The sequence below is a fragment of the Candidatus Didemnitutus sp. genome, from assembly GCA_019634575.1.
Taxonomy (GTDB): domain Bacteria; phylum Verrucomicrobiota; class Verrucomicrobiia; order Opitutales; family Opitutaceae; genus Didemnitutus.
The window spans coordinates 1,670,903-1,688,356 of record JAHCAY010000001.1; the positions used below are offsets into that span (position 1 = coordinate 1,670,903).

Here is a 17,454-nt window from a genome sequence, read left to right on the forward strand (position 1 = left end):
TGGCGGCCCCCAGCAGCGAATGACCGTTGAATCCACGCTCTTCTGGCTGGATCGACATCCCGCCGCCTACTGGACCGTCGCGCTAACGGTCAGCGCGGCACTGGTGATCGCCGCGCTGCGCCCCACGTTTTTTCCCACTCCTTCCTCCACGCAGCACCATCGGCGCTGGCTGTATCCGCTGCTAATCCTGCTCACTCTGCTGGCATGGCGCTGGCCGTTTCTCTTTTTCGTCGACGAACTCAACACCGACGAGAGCCAGTTCATCGCCGGCACGCTGACCCTCACGCGTGATCCGGTTTTCTGGCGCTCCGTGGACGGCATGACGGCGGGGCCGTTGGTTTACTACGCGCTGCTGCCGTGGACTTGGCTGGGCATCCCGCTCGGCTACCTCACCGCGCGAGTGACAGGCGTGCTGTTCGTCTGGGCCAGCCTGTGGATCTGCTATCGCCTGTTGCAAAGGGTCTATGGCGAATCCACCGCGCGACTCGGCCTTTTACCCGGAGTGCTGTTCGTCGCCTCGGCTCTCGCACCGGACCTCAATCACTACTCTTCGGAACTGGCGAGCTTACCGCTGACCGCCATCGCGTTCGTCCTGATCATGGCCGCATCGGGCACCGGCCCGGCCGCCAAATGGGAATGGCTGGGCGCCGGGCTCGCCGCCGGAGCACTGCCGTGGGCTAAACTGCAAACCGGCCCCATCGGCGCGGTGATCATCCTGCTCGGGCTGGGTCTGATCCTGCAAATGCATCAAGCGACACCCGGGGCCAAGCTGCGGGCCGCGGCATGGCTGCTCGGAGGCTGCGTCCTGCCCAGTCTGCTTTGCGCCACCATGGTCGTCAGCTGCGGCCTGGAGGAGGATTTCTATCGCCGCTATATTCTGCAAAACCTGCACTACACGGAGCAGCGCTCCTCACCGAGTTGGCTCTTCGAAAGCATCTTCAATCTCCGGCCCGCGTCCGCGGGGTTTCTGATCTATCTCCTGACCTCCTTCCTCTTGGCCGCCACTGTCGTCGGTGGCCGGCGCCGACCGGGACGCATCTTTCTCGCCGCCGGTCTGCTGCTCATGGTCGCGATTTTCTGCGTGGCTCTCCCCAAGCGCGATTTTCTCCACTATCTCTGGCTGCTGCTGTTGCCGCTCTCCATCTGGTGCACGGCAGCCTTGGGTGAATGTCGCAGTCCGGTCGCTCTCACGAGCCGGATCCCGGCCCGAATCGCGCTCGCCCTCGTGTTGGTGGCGACCGTTGGCATCCTCGGCACGCGCGTCTTCGCCGGGCGTCCGCCCATGCTGGGCCAATTGGGTCGTCTCTGGCAGAAACCGAACACAGAAGTCGACAGCGTCGTCGATCTACTGACCGACCGCGGTGACCGATTGGCTGTCTGGGGCTGGCGCGCCCAGGAATTCGTCAAGGCCGGACTCATTCAAGGCACCCGCGGCGCCTTCTCCTACTGGAGCATCGTGCCTTCTGCCCAGCGCGACTACTATCGTGCGTGCCATCTGCAGGACATGGAATCCCAGCGACCGGAAGTCTTCATCGATTCGGTCGGCCCCAACGCGATTTTTTTCCAGAATCGACTCGCGGAAGGGCATGAGTCCTTCCCCGCCCTTGCCCAACTCGTCGCCCGGGATTACCGACTCGTTGCCGACCTCGGATACTCCCGAATCTACGCGCGACGGGACGTATTGGCGCGACGCCAGATCTCGGCGGCAGATGTGCAGACCGCCCTTGCCGCGGGACGACCGTCGCAATGGATCATTCGCAATTTGCCCCGGGAGAATCTCCGCGCGCAAAATGGCCGCCACGACTTGTTCGGCGGACGCGATGTATTGATGATGCTGCCCGGCAGCAAGGCCGTCTGGCCCCTGCAAGGCGACGAGCGCGAAGTGCTTTTCCAGTGCGGCTACGATCCCAAGGCCGTGCAAAACGGCACCAGCGACGGCACGGGATTTGAAATCGAGCTGGTCGCCCCCGACGGCACGACGCGTCGCTTGCAACAATTCCTGCTGCTCCCAGCCGCCGGCCCCGAGCCCGATGGCGTTCTACGGAGCAGCCGCCAAGCGCTGCCACCCTATGTCCCAGGCAGCAAACTCGTGATCCGCACCAACCCAGGCCCCGCCGGCAACGACGCTTGGGACTGGGCCTACCTCACCAATGTCCGCTTCCTGCGCAGCCCGTATTTCACTTTCCGCCAATTCCCCGGATTCAACCGGATGCCGGACTCTGCTGAAAGCCCGCTCTCCACGCATGTGCGCAACGGCGGACGCGAAACGCTGCTCCTGCACGCACCGGGCAAGCTGGGCTTCGTCCTCTCCGGTGCTGAAAGTCGCTTGGAGCTCAGTTTCGGCTTCCTGCCTGCAGCCTTCGATAAATCCAACGGCGCGACCTTCCACATCGAACTCAGCGATCCGGTCGGAAAAATCCTGCTTCATCGGCGCCGCCAGCTCGATCCGCAACACGTGCCCGCCCATCGGCGCCGGCAATCGCTGGCCGTCGATCTGCCACCCACCCCAGCTGGCAGTCGGCTCACTGTTTCTGTCGACCCCGAAGGGAGCAACGCCTTCGATTGGACCTATATCAGCCAGCTGCGCCTCGACTAGGTGCCGCCGAAAAAGCACTCTTGCCTGCCCCATGACCGGCGGACGGAATCGGATGCACCGTCTATGTCCCAGTCTTTGCCTCAACTGACGCTTTTCTCCATCGTCATCCCCGCCCGCGATGAGCAGGACTCGCTACCACCGACGCTCACGGACATCTACGAGACCTTCACCCGCGAAGGCGTGACGCACGAGATCGTCGTCGTCGACGACGGCAGCCACGACCGGACCTGGGCCGTGTTGCAGGAACTGAAACAGAAAATCCCCACGCTCGCACCCGTCCAGAACCCCGGCCCGCACGGTTTCGGCCGCGCCGTCGTCTACGGACTCAATCACATGAAAGGCGACGCGGTCGCCATCATGATGGCCGACGCTTCCGACTCGCCCGCCGACGCCGTGAAATACTGGCGCCTGCTCAACGAGGGATGGGAATGCGCCTTCGGCTCCCGCTTCGTCAAGGGCGGCGAGGTCATCGATTACCCGCGCGTGAAACTCTTCGTGAACCGCCTCGCGAATTTCTTCGTCCGCATCGGCTTCAACATCCCGCTCAACGACACCACCAACGCCTTCAAGGCCTACCGCCGCACTGTCATCGAAGGCTGCCGGCCGTTTCTCGCGCCGCACTTCAACCTCACCGTCGAAATCCCGCTCAAGGCCATCGTGCGCGGCTACCGCTGGACCGTCATGCCGATCTCCTGGCGCAACCGCAAATACGGCGAAGCCAAACTCAAGATCAAGGAGATGGGCAGCCGCTACTTTTTCATCTGCGCCTACGTCTGGCTGGAGAAATATTTCAGCCGCGGCGACTATCGCCGCAAGTAATCGTTTTCGCTCTTCAAACAGCGTGTTGACGCCCATCGCAACCCGCTGTCTCGTAACCGCTCCATGATCTATTTGCTCGGAGGCTCCGGTTACGTCGGCACCGCCTATCAAGCCTTGCTCACGCACAAAGGCATCCCGTTCCGCAACCTGCGGCGCGCGGACGTCAATTACGCCGATCGCGCCACGCTCACGGACCTCCTCCGCCGCGAGAAACCCGAGTTCCTGATCAATGCCGCCGGCTACACCGGCAAGCCCAACGTCGACGCCTGCGAACTCCACAAATCCGAGTGCCTCGACGGCAACGCCGTCCTCCCCGGCACCATCGCCCTCGCCTGCGCCGACACCGGCGTGCCGTGGGGCCACGTCTCCTCCGGCTGCATCTACACCGGCGCGCGCGCCGACGGCTCCGGCTTCACCGAGACCGACACGCCGAACTTCTCCTTCCGCACCAACAACTGCTCGTTCTATTCCGGCACGAAAGCCCTCGGCGAAGAAGTCCTCGCCGACAAGCCGAACGTCTACGTCTGGCGCCTGCGCATCCCCTTCAACGAAGTCGACAACCCGCGCAACTACCTCACGAAACTCCAGCGCTACGCCACGCTGCTCGAAGCCACGAACTCCATCTCGCAACTCGAGGAGTTCGTCGCCGCCACCTTCGCCTGCTGGGAAAAACGCGTCCCCTTCGGCACCTACAACGTCACCAACCCCGGCCAGATCACCACGCACGAAGTCGTCGACCTGATCAAAAAGACCGGCGTCTCCGACAAGACCTTCGTCTTCTTCAAGGACGAGGCCGACTTCATGTCCAAGGCCGCCAAGACCCCGCGCTCCAACTGCGTGATGAACTCCGCCAAGCTCGCCTCCGTCGGCATCACGATGACCGAGGTCCACGCCGCCGTCGAACAAGCGCTGCGCTCGTGGCGCAGCGCTTGTTGAAGTTGAGAGTTTAAGTTGAAGACCCGCATTCCAAACCTCTCCCCGCGCGCGCCAGTCCGACCCACTTAGACTTCAACTTCCCACTTCAACTCGAAAATTTTCAGCATGAAAATTTTAGTCACCGGCGGCGCCGGCTTCATCGGCTCCAACTTCATCCGCCAGCGCCTGCTCTCAGCGACGTCGCGGCCTTCAACTTCAACTTCCGACTTCAACTCGCCAGATGCGACCGTGTCGCGTCTGGTGAATCTCGACGCCCTCACCTACGCCGGCAACCCTGCCAACCTCGCCGACCTCGCGTCCGACCCGCGCTACGTTTTCGCGCACGGCGACATCGGTGACGCCGCGCTCGTCGCGCAGCTCCTCGTCGAGCACCAGATCGACGCCGTGGTGAATTTCGCCGCCGAGTCGCACGTCGATCGCTCCATCGACTCGCCCGAGCCCTTCATTCAGACCAACGTCGTCGGCACGCTCCGCCTCCTCAACTGCGCCAAACAATACTGGGCCAAGCTCCCCGAGCCGAAGAAGAGCGCGTTCCGCTTCCTCCACGTCTCCACCGACGAAGTCTACGGCTCGCTCAAGCTCGGCGCACCCGCGTTCACCGAGGACCACAACTTCGAACCCAACTCGCCCTACGCCGCCTCCAAGGCCGCCAGCGATCATCTCGTCCGCGCCTACCAGCACACCTACGGCCTGCCCACGCTCACCACCAACTGTTCGAACAACTACGGCCCGTTCCACTTCCCCGAGAAACTCATCCCGTTGATGATCCTCAACGCCCTCGAGGGGAAAAACCTGCCCGTCTACGGCGACGGCATGCAGATCCGCGACTGGCTCTACGTCGAGGACCACGCCGCCGCCATCTGGACCGTCCTCCTCGGCGGCCGCGTCGGCGAGACCTACAACATCGGCGGCTGGAACGAAAAGCCGAACATCGAGATCGTGAACACCATCTGCGCGTTGCTGGACAAAAAGTCCCCGCGCGCCGACGGCCAGAGTTACACGAAACAAATCACCTACGTCACCGACCGCCCCGGCCACGACCGCCGCTACGCGATCGACGCCACGAAAATCCACCGCGAGCTCGGCTGGAAACCCGCCGAAACCTTCGCCACCGGCATCGAGAAAACCGTCGACTGGTATCTCACCCACCGCAACTGGGCCGCGGACATCACCGCAAAAAAATACTCCCGCGAGCGCTTGGGCGTAGGCCGCTGACAACGTCATTCTCCCGCGGCCAGTTTAAGTCTGAAGTTGAAGTTTAAGAACAGTGCACGACACGCACGATAGTTTCGAAAAACTCGAAGTGTGGCGACGGTCGCATGCACTGAGCATCGAAATCTACCGCCTCCTCGCTGACTGTCGCGACTGGGGATTCAAGGACCAGATTACCCGCTCCACCAACAGCATTTCCGACAACATCGCCGAAGGGGCCGAACGCAGCGGCCAGGCCGAGTTCAAACAATTTCTGAGCTACGCCAAAGGCTCCGCTGGCGAGTCCCGATCCCAAGTCTTGCGCGCCCTTGCCCTCGGCTACATCTCTCAGGATCGCGGCGCCGCGCTCCTTTCCGAACTCCGCGAGATATCCCGCATGATCCACGGCCTCATCAAATCCCTCGACCGCTGATGTCCTCTCTTAAACTTCAACTTTCCACTTCAACTGGCGCGGCCCGCAAAGGCATTGTTTTGGCGGGAGGTTCAGGGACGCGCCTCTACCCGCTCACCATCGCGGTCTCGAAGCAGCTCATGCCGGTCTACGACAAACCGATGATCTACTACCCGCTGTCGGTGCTCATGCTCGCCGGCATCCGCGAGATCCTGATCATCTCCACGCCGACTGACCTGCCGCTCTTCAAGAAACTCCTCGGCGACGGCGCCAACCTCGGCGTGAAGTTCTCCTACGCCGAACAACCGAGCCCCGACGGACTCGCCCAAGCCTTCACCATCGCCGCCGACGTCGGCTTCCTCACCGGCGCCGAATCCTCCGCCCTCGTCCTCGGCGACAATCTTTTCTACGGCGCCGACTTCGTCACCTCGGTCACCACCGCCTCTGCCCGCACCGCCGGCTCCACGATCTTCGGCTATCACGTCGCCAACCCCACCGCCTACGGCGTCGTCGAGTTCGCCCCCGACGGCAAAGTCGTTTCGCTCGAGGAAAAGCCCAAGCAGCCGAAGTCCAACTACGCCGTCCCCGGCCTCTATTTCTACGACGAAGAGGTCGTCGCCCTCGCCCGCAGCCTCAAGCCCTCCGCCCGCGGCGAACTCGAGATCACCGACCTCAACCGCCTCTACCTCGAACGCGGCGCGCTCCACGTCGAACTCTTCGGCCGCGGCACCGCCTGGCTCGACACCGGCACGCACGACTCGCTCATGCAGGCCGCCCAGTTCGTCGAAGTCCTCGAAAACCGCACCGGCCTGAAGATCGCCTGCCTCGAGGAGATCGCCTACAAACGCGACTGGATCGATCGCGCCGGCCTCGAAGCCAACATCAGGAAGCTCGGCAAGTCCTCCTACGGCGACTACCTCCGCCGCCTGCTCGACTGAGCGCGGCGGAGTCGCCGAGCCTTCACCGCAGGCTCGACCGGCTTCCTCGGTTGTCTTTGTCTGAGGCGAGTTGGCCGCCTCCCCGACAGCATCTTGAACCGCCCTTTCTGTTCACCCCGCATCTGGTGGCAGGCCTTGCTCCTCGCCGCCGCCACCTGGCTCGCCGTCATGGCGGTGTTCGGGCGCTGGACATGGGCCGACTGGTCCGCGCCGCACTGGCTCGAAGGCGACCCCTTGGAAGTCTACGCCCGGGTGAAAATCGCCGCGGAGCAACCGCGCCACGCGCTCGCCTCGTTCTCCGATCCGGCACGGCTCGGCGCGCCCTACGTGGCGGATTGGCGCGCTTACACGGTCCCGGATCGGATCGTCTTCGTCCTCACCGGTCTGCTCAGCCGCTCGTTCGGCTTGGTCGCCGCCGTGCAACTTGTCAGCGCGCTCGGATTCGTCCTGAATGCCGTTTCCTTCTTCCTCTGCGCGCGTTGGCTCGGGCGGCGTTGGGAATGGGCGGCGGCGGCGGCGCTCGGGTTCGCGTTCTGCAACTACAATCTCCGGTGGGGCATCACGCTGAGCCTGGCCCAAACCTTCACTCTGCCGCCACTCGTGCTCCTCTGCGCCTACGCGGCGCGCCCCGCGCCCGTCCGTCGGCGCCTGCCCTGGCTCGCTCTCGGCGCCGCTCTCGGATGTTGGCTGGCGCTCGGCAATCCCTACCTCGCATTCTTCGCCGGCGTCGTCGCCTCGGGCGGCGGCGTGCTCGCGCTCCTGCGCCGCGCCCCGCGGTCGCGCGTCGCACCCCTCGCGGTTTTTCTGGTCACCTTGGCGCTCGTCTTCATCGCGGCCAACTTCCACTACGCCCGCGCCCACTGGGGCGCCGCCGAAACGAGTTCGCTCGCGCGCGACCCCAGCGACTTTCAACGCTACGCGCTACGCCCGCTGGAATGGTTCGTGCCACCGGCCGATCACCGGCTCTCCGCGCTGGCCGCGCTCGGGCGCGCCTATCAGGCCAATTCGTCGGCCGGCGAATTTTTCTATGCCTACCTCGGCGTGCTCGGCGGCGCGGGGCTCGTCGGACTCGTCCTCCTTTCCCTGCACCGCGCCCGGCGATTTCCACTTCGGCAGGCGGCGCTCGGTGGATTGCTCTGGATCGTCGCGTTCGGCCTCCCCTACGGCGTGAATTCCTGGCTCGGGCACGCCGGCCTCGACGTCTTTCGCGCGAGCACGCGCATCGCGATCTTCGCCGCAGTGTGGGTGGCGTTCTTTCTCGCCGCGATCGCAAGCCGCCTCACGCACCGCTGGCCGCGCGGGCTCAGCGTCGCCGCGGCGTCGATTCTCGCCGGTTTCATGATCTGGGAACAAACCCCCTCGCTCTCCGCCCGGACGGCACGCCAAGCCAACGTCGCGCGCCTGGACGCCCAGCAGGAGCTCATGGCGCGGCTCGAGGCCGAGTTGCCACGCGGGGCGATGATCTTCCAGCTGCCCGTCGCGCCGTTCCCCGAAGCCGGGCGCATCGCCGCACTGCCCGACTACGAGCATTTCCTGCCGTTCCTGTTCTCGACCGAGCTCCATTTTTCCTACGGCCACCTCGGCTCCGCCGCCGCGCTGCGCTGGGAACGCAGCATCGCCCATCTGCCGCCGCGGAAAATGGTCGGCGAACTCCAACAAACCGGCTTCGCCGCACTCTGGATCGATCGGCGGGGATTCGCCGACGAAGCCGTCGCCTTGGTGCGTGAACTACAGATGGCAAAGCTGCCCGAAATCGCCGTCCCCGCCGGTTTGCCGGTCAATATTTTCCGCCTGCGACCGGTCCCACGACCGACCTTGCCCGACCCGACGATGCCGTTCTTCTACGAACCCTGGGGCGTCACGGAGACCGACGATCCGCCCGTGCGCGCGCTCGCGGTCGACGGCTGGTATCCGCCCGAACGCGAGGGCGACCGCGCCTGGCGCTGGGCTTCGCAACGCGCGATCCTCGGACTCTGGAACACCGACGTCGCCCGCCAAAAAGTGCGCGTGACTTTTGTGCCCATCGGTCGCCCCCCGGCGAGGCTCCAGCTCCACTCCGGCGGCCGCACGTTGTGGGAAGGCGCATTCGCCGACGTCAGCAACAAGCCTCAGTCCGTCGACCTCGTCCTCACCCCGGAACTCAATCGGCTCACGTGGAAACTCGACGGCAAAACGTTCGTCCCCGGCCGCAACGACCGGCGACGACTCGGCTTCGCGCTGGAGAATCTGTCGGTCGAACTGAAATGACTGCTTTTCCCCGTCCCCGCGCCCGCCACGTGCGCCGTTGCGCCCGCGTCCAAGATTCGTTCTGCATGGAGCCTTCGCGATGAAGGTCTCGTTCGTCATTCCGCTCCACAACGCCCTGCCGCTCACGCAGGAGTGCTTGCGCACACTGCAGGCGACGCTGCCGGCGGACCTGGAGCACGAGATCATTTTCGTCGACGACCAATCGACCGACGGCACACCCGCGTGGCTCGCGACGCTCGAATCCCCCTGCCGCGCACTCCGCAACGAACGCAATCTCGGCTTCGCCGGCACCTGCAACCGCGGCGCGGAGGCCGCGCGCGGCGAATGGCTCGTTTTTCTCAACAACGACCTCGTCCTGTTGCCCGGCTGGTTCGTGCCGCTGTTCGCCGCCCGCGAGTCCGCGCGCGCCGGCGTCGTCGGCAACATCCAGCTGCGCGTCGACGACGGCTCGCTCGACCACGCCGGCATCGCGGTTCTCCCCAGCGGCAAGATCGCTCACGAAAGGCCCGCCACCCTCGCGGCCGCGCAACGCCGTGCCGTGCGTGAGGTCCCCGCCGTCACCGCCGCCTGCTGCCTCGTGGCGCGCTCGCTGTTTCTCGAGTCGGGCGGATTCGACACCGCATTCGTGAACGGCGGCGAAGATGTCGACCTGTGCTTCCGCCTCCGCCGCCGCGGCCGCCTCACCTACGTCGCCACGCGCAGCGTCATCCGCCACCACGTCAGCGCCTCGCGCGGCCCGACGAATCTCCGCGACGAGCGCAACAGCCGGCTCCTCGCCCAACGCTGGCGCGACGAGCTGGTTCAATTCGGCGCGCACTCGTGGGCCGCCGCGCAGATCGCCGCCCACCTCGCGCGCCCCTGGACGAGCGACGGCCTCCATGCCCTCGCGCTCCTGCCGTTTCAACTCGGGCTCGCGGCGCAGCCGCCCGCGTTCGCGCGCGCCGTGCTGGAAAGCGCGCTCTATCGCGAGGAGATGCGCTGGAAACGCCTCTTCGATCAGCCCGCCGGAGCCGCCCGCGCGCCGCGCGGCTCGAAGGCCTACCGGACGGATCGTCTCTTCCGCGACCAAACCGAAACCGCGACCGTGTGGCTGCGCGACCGCGCCAGAATCGACCTGCCCGCCGGATTCCCCACGAGCAACTTCTTCCTCAGCGGTTTTCTGCTCGAAGCGCCGCCGCATCGGCCGAACCTCGCGCGCCCGCTCGGCCTGCGCGTCATCATCAACGGCACGCAACGGGTCGAATTTCGCGACCTGCCGCTCGGCAATTTCAACCTGGGCGTCGACGCCCCGTTCGTGCACCCGCACGAGCCGACCCGCGTCGAGATCGAGCTGATCGGCGTCGGCTGGACGAATTTCCTCGCGTGGTTCGGACGCATCGTCGGTCTGCGGGAATACTGGCCCGTCGGCCGCTATCGCCGCCAGCAGCTCAACCGCCGCCTGCGCCTGAGCCGCATCGTCGCCGACGACGAGATCGTGTTCGACTTCCAACGCGATCCCGCGCTCGCACCGCAGCTTCGCCACCGGCCGCAACCCACCGGCGTCAACATCGTCGGCTGGTTCCGCGCCACGCTCGGTGTCGGGGAATCCGCGCGCTGCATGGCGCGCGCCTGCGACGCCGCCGGCCTGCCGGCGACGCTCGTCGACCTCCGCCTCAACTGCCTCAACCCACCGGACGACGACACCTTCACCGCCCGCCTGCGCGAGCAGCCGCAGCACGACGTGAACATTTTCCACGTCGATCCGCCGGTCTCCGATCAGATCGATCACCATCACGGCCCCGAGCTGCGGCGCGACCGCTACAACATCGCCTATTGGGCCTGGGAGCTGCCGGAGTTCCCCGACGCCTGGGTGCGCCAATGCGCCTTCTTCGACGAAATCTGGTGCCCGTCGGAATTCGTCCGCGCCGCCATCGCTCCCAAAGTGCCGCTGCCGGTCCACGTGATGCCGCACGCGATCGAGATCCCGCCGGTCGCCGGCGATGGACACCAGCGCTTCGGCCTGCCGCGCGACCGCTTCCTGTTTCTTTTCGTCTACGACCTGAACTCCTACCAGGAACGCAAGAATCCGCTCGCCGCGATCGAAGCCTATCGCCGCGCGTTCCCCGCCGAGTCCGGCGTCGGCCTCGTGATCAAGACCCAGAATCGCGAGCGCCATCCCGAAGCCTTCGCGCGCCTCGAGACCGCGCTGCGCGGGCTGCAGCACGCCACGCTCATCGCCGAGACCCTCTCCCGCGCTGACGTCCATCTGCTCCAATCGACCTGCGATGCGTTCGTCTCGTTGCACCGCTCGGAAGGCTTCGGCCTCAACGTCGCGGAATGCATGCTGCTCGGGAAACCCGTGGTCTCCACGAATTGGTCGGCGACCGCGGAGTTCGTCGACGAGACCTGCGGCTGTCCCGTGCGCTATCAATTGGTCGAGCTGCAGGAAACACACGGTCCCTACACTCAGGGCCAGATCTGGGCCGAGCCCGACGTCGCCCACGCCGCGGATTGGATGCGCCGACTCGTGGAAGACCCCGCCTTTGCCCGCCATCTCGGCGAGGCCGCGCGCGAGCGGATCAAGCAGCGCTTCGCACCGGCCGTGATCGGCGCACGCTACCGGCGCAGGCTCGCGGCGTTCTCGCTCTGGCCGGAGTGACCGGCCGTCAAACGCCGCCGCGCTCGACCGAGCGCACCACCGACTGCGGCCGCCGATTCACCGTCAGGAACATCCGGCCGATGTATTCGCCGATCAGGCCGAGCATCACCAGCTGTGTGCCGGAAAACACCAGCAGCGCCCCCATCAGCGAACCCCAGCCATACTCGGGGCCGTGATTCGCAAAACGCAGATAGAACACGATCGCGAGTCCCGCGAGTCCGCCCGCGGCCATGATCAGCCCGAGCAGCGTCGCGATGCGCAGCGGCATCACGGAAAAATTCACGAACGTGCTCGCCCACAGCCGCAGCAGCCGTCGCAGCGTGTAGCCGCTCCGTCCCGCCTGCCGCGTGCGGTGCTGCACCTCGACCGAGCCGATGCTCTGCGTCACCTGCAGCAGCAGCCCGTCGATATACGGAAATGGCCCGTCGTGCGCCGCGACCTCCTTCGCCGCGAACGCGCTCACGCAGCGGAAACTCGAGAGATAAAATCCCTTCGGCTTATCGAGCACGTAGTCGGTCACGCGATTCGTGAACCAGCTGCCGAAATTGCGAAACGGCGAATGCTCCTTCTGCGCGTAGTGGCCGTAGACCACATCGAGCCCGTCCGCGCGCGCTTTCTCCCAGAGCCGCACCGCCTCCGCCGGCGGATTCTGTCCGTCGTCGTCGAGATTGACCACATGGAGTCCGCGCGCGTGGCGGTAGCCCGTGAGCACGGCGTTGTGCTCGCCGAAATTCCGCGCGTGATTCACGAACGCGATCGGCACGCGCGCCTCGCGCATGAGTTCGCGGCAGACCGCCGCCGTCGCGTCGCGACTGCCGTCGTTCACCAGCACGATCTCGTGCCCGCCCACGATCGCGAGCGCCTCGATCTCCTTCACCAGTGGGCGGATGGTCTCGGCACTGTAATAGAGCGGGATGACGAAGCTGAGTGCCGGCTGGTCCGGGGTCGACATAGGCGAACGCGAAATCACCACGCCATCCGCGCCCTGTCAACGCCCCGCGCCGGCCGCCTCAGCCCGGCTCCGCCCGTGCCACCGCCAGCAACGAACTCCCGAACGGGAGCGCGTGACCGCGGGCGATCCAGCGGTGCTCCAGCCGCATCATCGCATCGAACCCACCCTCCACCGACGGCGAAAACAAATGCACGTCGCTCTCCCCCTCGCGCGCCGGGAACACCTTGCGCCGCAACACCGCCAGCGGGAACGGCAGCATGTTCCAATACGTCATCGCCAGCGGCCGCCATCCCGCGGCGCGCAGCAAATCCGCCAACCCGCCCCGCGTGTAGCGCCGCAAATTCCCCACCTGCCGATCATGATACGAATACATCCACGGAAACGCCGGCAGCGTCAGCACCAGCACGCCGCCGGGCTTGAGCACGCGACGGAATTCGCCCAGCGCGCGCGCCGGCTCCACCACTTGGCACAACACGTCGCACGATACGATCGCCTCGTAGGAATCCGCACCGAAGGGCATCTGCTCGACCGAGCCTTCCAACACGAGCGCCCCCGTCCGCTCGCGCGTCAGCTCGCACGCCAGCGGGGAGAGATCGACGCCCGCCAGCCGCCAGCCGCGCTCCTCCCGGCGCAAGGCCCGCAACAACCCGCCGGTCCCGCACCCCGCATCCAGGATCGCCGCGCCGGCCGGCGCGACGCCCCGCAGCGCCGTCGCGACATTGCGATGCAACGCGCGGTAATACCACATGACGTCCTCGACGTCGGCCATCTTGCGATATTCTTCGGCGTGCACGGGCCGAGCTTCACGGGAAGCGCTCGCGCGGCGCCACAAAATTCTGGTCCGGAGTGCCGACACCGCCCTTGCCAGCCGTTCTCATGGCGGCATCGTTGACCTGAATCCGTGCGCTCGCATTCCCATCTGAGACTCAGCCCGGTGTGCGGCCGGAGCCCACAGTAGGATGCCACTGACCATGCCTTGGCTCACCGCGGTCTTGATCCTGACAGGCGTTCCCTTCGCCTTTGCGCTTCAGGGCGCGTGGCTGGCGCGCCGGCTCGAGCTGCCGTCGGCCGGACTGCGCCTTGCCACCGCGACGCTCGCCGGTCTGACCATCACGCTGTGGGAGGCGGGCACGCTGAATCTCCTCGCTCCGCTGTCGGGCTGGCCCCTCGGCTTGCTCCTAGTCCCCGCGCTGCCGACCTTGCTGCATCGGCCGACGCGCACCGGCCTCTTCGCGGATGGGCGCGCGGTATTCGCCAACCCGGCCGGCCTTTCGTTTGGGGCCGGACTCATCGCGTTTCTCGCACTGCTGCTTTGGCCGGCTTGGCGAGATGCCAGCTTGGTCTACGCCGATGGCACATCCAATCACGACGCTTTCTTTTGGATTCTTGGTGCCGACTTCGTCCGCGAACACGCGAGCATCGCGACGACGGGCACGCCGCCCGCCAGCGGCGCAGCGACATTCGCGGGCGCGATCGCCGGCTGGTTCCCGTCATGGGGTCGGTTCGGCGCGGAAGGCTATCTGGCGACCGTCGCCGGATTCGCACACACCAGGCCGCTGGGCATTTATCTGTGGGCCAGCGCCGCTTTGTTTTTTGCCTGGGTGGCGGCCGTCTACGGCATCGTGCGCACCTTCATCGCCGACCAGCTGGGCTGGGGCGCGCTGGTCGCGCTGGCGCTTTTTCAGCCGCTGTTCGCCTTCTACCATCACAACGCGAATCTGCCGAACCTGCTTGGCGTGCTCGCGGGTGCGACGGCGGCGCTCGCAACCGAGTGGACCCGACGTGCCGTCGCGGCCGGGACGCAGAAACCCATCGCCGCCGTCGCGATCTTCGCATTCGCCTGGCACGCCGTGATCGTCGCCTACCCCGAAATCGCGCCGTTCATCGCGTTGCCTTGCGTGCTGCTCGCAGTGCGAAAGATCTCTTCCGTTGCGCTCGTCCGGCGCACGCTGACCTGGCTGGCGGCCGGCTTTCTGGCGGCGCTGCTCGCCAATCCCCTCCTCACCGTCCGCGCGGGCAACGCCTTCATCCGCTCGCTACAGATCGCGCGGTTCGAATCCAATTGGGCGAATATCGTCACCGCCGCCGGTCCCGGCGGATTTCTCCCGGCACTGGTCACGCTTTCCACCAAGACAGGGCATGAGCTCGGCGTCCCCCTTGGTGTCGTGGCCACGCTGCTCATCGCGCTCGGTGCCTTCGCCACATGGCGGCGCGCGCGCGACCGCTACGGACTGGCGAGCCTGCTGGCCGGCGCCGGCATTCTCTCCGTCTACACTCTCGCGACCGGCTTCGTTTATGGTTGGCAAAAGACCGCCCAATTTTCCGGCGTCTTCCTCGCCGCCGTCTTTCCGGTCGGCTTGGCCGCGGTGGTCAGCCGGAGACGCGCGCCCCGCTGGCAGGCAACGCTGACGACCGGCGCGCTCGCGGCCTTCTTCGGATTTACGCTGACCGTTGTGCAACTCGACCTGCTGAAATGGAGCGGGCGCAAGTCGCTCCATGCCGACTGGGCCAATCTCGGCCGCTCGACCGCACTCCCTCCCGGAGCAACCGTCACGATCGATGCCGCGACATTTCGCCAACCGTTCTTCTACGGCATGTGGAGCGCGTATTTCTTGCGGACGCAGCCGTTCCGTTTCGCTGCGCGCGGCGGGACGGAGAATACTGGCTATCTGCGCGACCAGGTGGCGGTGGAAACCACGGCGCACGCGCGCGACGCCGTGCTGGTCAGTCGGGAGTGGGCGGAGACTGTCGTGCCCGACGCCCCGCGACTGGCCGTCGGCCGCGAATTCGCCTTGCTCAGCGGTGCGGACCGCATGCTCGGCACGGAAGGTGTCGCGCCGCAGCAAGGCGTGCCGCAAACCGTCGCCCCGCACTTTACGCTCCGAGTGCTCGCATCGCGCACCGCGTGCCTCGCGATCGCAATCGCCCCGCCGGTGGGCGAGACTGCTGCGGGTGTGTGGGTCGCACAGGCGATAGGTTCGCCGTCCGTGGAGCTGCGCGGCGACGACTCCGGCTGGAGGGCGGTGTTACCTCTGCTGGCCGACGGCGAACAAGTCCTCGAATTCGAGTTCAGACCCGCCGTTCCGGCGCGGACGTCGTCATCACTCTTTCCCCTCACCCAACTGCGATTCGTGCACGCGTCGCAGTGAGACGACGTCCGCGAGGACGGGCGGCAGGTGCGCGCAAAAGCGGTTTACTTCACTTCCTGCCGCACCCACATAATTCGCTCCCATGCCCGCTCCTGCGCATCCTTCCGCTGCCGCTCCTGATTCACCTGAATCCCGGTGGGCTTGGCGCGCGTGGCTGCAGCGCCACCGCGGCGGGCTGCTGATGTTTGCCGCTTTCGCCCTGTTCCTCGTCTACGGGTCGTGCCGGCAGCGCTACATCTGGGGCGTGGACTCGTTCGGCTATTACGAACTGGGCAAAGTGATCAGCGAGGGCCGGATCACGCTGCCGCTGCACTTCGAGAGCGTGCACAAGAGTCCGCTAACACCGTGGGGGTTTCTGGTTCGTGAGCAGGGGGTGCCCACGCCGTCCTATCCGCCCGGATTCCCATTGCTGCTGGCGCTCGGCCACCTCGTGCGGGCGCCGTTGTGGGTCACGCCGGCGATCGGGGTGCTCTCGTGCGCGTTGCTCTTGCGGCTCCTGCGTCGGCGCACCAGCGAGGCTGTGGCACTGCTCCTCACCGCGGCGTGGGCGCTCATGCCGCTCACCGTTTACGGGAGCACGATGTTGATGAGCGACCTCGTGGCGGCGACGACGCTGATGGGCGGCTTGTTGGCCTGGCAACAAGGGCGGCTCGGTCTCGCAGCGTGGATCTTCAGTTTCAGCTTCGCCGTGCGGCCGACGAATGTCCTTTTCTTCGTGCCTCTGCTGCTCGTGCTGCCACGCGACCGGACCAGTGTGCGCTTCCTGCTCCATTTCATCGTGCCGTGCGCGATCTACGCGGTCTACAATACGCTGCTCTACGGCCGCCCCTGGCGCACAGGCTACGGCAACATCATGGTCGGAATGGAGGCGCGCATCTTTCCGGAATTCTTCGCGTTCTTCCTGCGCACCACATGGGAACTCCTCACCCCGATCGTGATCGGGTTCGCCGCACTGGCCTTCGTGCGGCCCAGCCGCGAACGCTTCTTCCTCCTCGCGTGGTGGCTGACCTTTGTCGGGTTCTACTCGTTCTGGGCCGGTGGCGGCGCCGATCGTTGGTGGTGGGCGCGATTCATTCTGCCTGGGATGGCCGGTCTTTTTCTGCTGGCCGGCGATGGCTGCGAATGGGCCCGGCAATGGATGGGGAAGACATTCCCTCATGCCCGATGGGTGGCAGTGCTTCCCCTCCTGCTGATCGCCGTCTTGCCGTTCGCCTATCTGCGCGATGCGCGCAACCGGCCGGAAATCTGGCGCCGCGATACCGGTCTGCCCAACCACCTGTTGGTGGAGAAGGTCTGCGCCACGGTGCCGGAAGGCAGCCTCATCGGCACCCTGGAGCACGCGAGCAGCTTCTACCTTTATTCGTCGCTCGTGCCGTTCGTCTGCATCGATCCCGCCGCCTCCGAGCTCGTCGACGAGGCGCTGCGGCACGGCCGGCGCGTGTTCGTGCTTCCCGAGCCATGGCATGTCGACCATCCCGAAGTCCGTGAACTGCTCACCCGGTTTTCCGCCACCGAGGCCGGTAAGTTCGACACGCCCTGGGCCGGTCAGACCCTCTACGAGCTGAAGCTTCGCTGA

Annotated in this window: 12 protein-coding genes; 10 read left to right on the forward strand and 2 right to left on the reverse strand. The window is 66.0% G+C overall.

Annotation, left to right across the window (positions count from 1 at the left end; genetic code table 11):
- Window positions 1–19 precede the first annotated feature (19 nt).
- The 8 genes from KF715_06975 to KF715_07010 all read left to right on the forward strand — a co-directional run bounded on the left by KF715_06975 (window position 20) and on the right by KF715_07010 (window position 11,777).
- Window positions 20–2,596, forward strand: a complete 2,577-nt coding sequence (locus KF715_06975; GenBank protein MBX3736410.1) for a hypothetical protein — start codon at window positions 20–22, stop codon at window positions 2,594–2,596.
- A gap of 63 nt (window positions 2,597–2,659) precedes the next feature.
- Window positions 2,660–3,415, forward strand: coding sequence for a glycosyltransferase family 2 protein (locus KF715_06980; protein MBX3736411.1), 756 nt, complete (start codon window positions 2,660–2,662; stop codon window positions 3,413–3,415).
- 63 nt (window positions 3,416–3,478) lie between these two features.
- Window positions 3,479–4,351 carry a sugar nucleotide-binding protein gene (locus KF715_06985; protein MBX3736412.1) on the forward strand — a complete coding sequence of 291 codons (873 nt, stop codon included), beginning with the start codon at window positions 3,479–3,481 and terminating at the stop codon, window positions 4,349–4,351.
- A gap of 105 nt (window positions 4,352–4,456) precedes the next feature.
- Window positions 4,457–5,566, forward strand: a complete 1,110-nt coding sequence (gene rfbB / locus KF715_06990) for a dTDP-glucose 4,6-dehydratase (protein MBX3736413.1) — start codon at window positions 4,457–4,459, stop codon at window positions 5,564–5,566.
- Between the two features lie 52 nt (window positions 5,567–5,618).
- Complete coding sequence (locus KF715_06995) at window positions 5,619–5,975, forward strand: four helix bundle protein (GenBank protein ID MBX3736414.1); 357 nt, start codon at window positions 5,619–5,621, stop codon at window positions 5,973–5,975.
- Window positions 5,975–6,892: a glucose-1-phosphate thymidylyltransferase RfbA gene (gene rfbA / locus KF715_07000; protein MBX3736415.1), complete on the forward strand. Its 918-nt coding sequence runs from the start codon at window positions 5,975–5,977 to the stop codon at window positions 6,890–6,892. Before KF715_06995 ends, rfbA begins: the two co-directional genes overlap by 1 nt.
- Window positions 6,893–6,985: 93 nt before the next feature.
- Window positions 6,986–9,139, forward strand: a complete 2,154-nt coding sequence (locus KF715_07005; GenBank protein ID MBX3736416.1) for a hypothetical protein — start codon at window positions 6,986–6,988, stop codon at window positions 9,137–9,139.
- A gap of 79 nt (window positions 9,140–9,218) precedes the next feature.
- Window positions 9,219–11,777 (forward strand): glycosyltransferase, encoded by a 2,559-nt coding sequence (locus KF715_07010; protein ID MBX3736417.1) that lies wholly within the window; start codon window positions 9,219–9,221, stop codon window positions 11,775–11,777.
- Between the two features lie 7 nt (window positions 11,778–11,784).
- Here the strand turns inward: KF715_07010 and KF715_07015 are convergent, their stop codons facing one another.
- A complete protein-coding gene (locus KF715_07015; protein MBX3736418.1) occupies window positions 11,785–12,729 on the reverse strand; it encodes a glycosyltransferase family 2 protein in 945 nt (314 codons plus the stop codon).
- Window positions 12,730–12,787: 58 nt separating this feature from the next.
- Entirely contained in the window at window positions 12,788–13,522 is a 735-nt protein-coding gene (locus KF715_07020; GenBank protein ID MBX3736419.1) for a class I SAM-dependent methyltransferase, read from the reverse strand.
- 178 nt (window positions 13,523–13,700) lie between these two features.
- On the opposite strand from KF715_07020, the gene KF715_07025 reads away from it, so the two are divergent.
- Window positions 13,701–15,878 (forward strand): hypothetical protein, encoded by a 2,178-nt coding sequence (locus KF715_07025; protein MBX3736420.1) that lies wholly within the window; start codon window positions 13,701–13,703, stop codon window positions 15,876–15,878.
- Window positions 15,879–15,960: 82 nt separating this feature from the next.
- Window positions 15,961–17,454: a hypothetical protein gene (locus KF715_07030; GenBank protein MBX3736421.1), complete on the forward strand. Its 1,494-nt coding sequence runs from the start codon at window positions 15,961–15,963 to the stop codon at window positions 17,452–17,454.

What these genes read in the sequence shown, in the direction of transcription:
- KF715_06985 (MBX3736412.1), top strand. Translation starts at nt 3,479, where the DNA reads ATGATCTATTTGCTCGGAGGCTCCGGTTACGTCGGCACCGCCTATCAA.
- KF715_07015 (MBX3736418.1), bottom strand. Translation starts at nt 12,729, where the DNA reads ATGTCGACCCCGGACCAGCCGGCACTCAGCTTCGTCATCCCGCTCTAT.
- KF715_07010 (MBX3736417.1), top strand. Translation starts at nt 9,219, where the DNA reads ATGAAGGTCTCGTTCGTCATTCCGCTCCACAACGCCCTGCCGCTCACG.
- rfbB (MBX3736413.1), top strand. Translation starts at nt 4,457, where the DNA reads ATGAAAATTTTAGTCACCGGCGGCGCCGGCTTCATCGGCTCCAACTTC.
- KF715_06975 (MBX3736410.1), top strand. Translation starts at nt 20, where the DNA reads ATGACCGTTGAATCCACGCTCTTCTGGCTGGATCGACATCCCGCCGCC.
- KF715_07025 (MBX3736420.1), top strand. Translation starts at nt 13,701, where the DNA reads ATGCCTTGGCTCACCGCGGTCTTGATCCTGACAGGCGTTCCCTTCGCC.
- rfbA (MBX3736415.1), top strand. Translation starts at nt 5,975, where the DNA reads ATGTCCTCTCTTAAACTTCAACTTTCCACTTCAACTGGCGCGGCCCGC.
- KF715_07030 (MBX3736421.1), top strand. Translation starts at nt 15,961, where the DNA reads ATGCCCGCTCCTGCGCATCCTTCCGCTGCCGCTCCTGATTCACCTGAA.
- KF715_06980 (MBX3736411.1), top strand. Translation starts at nt 2,660, where the DNA reads ATGTCCCAGTCTTTGCCTCAACTGACGCTTTTCTCCATCGTCATCCCC.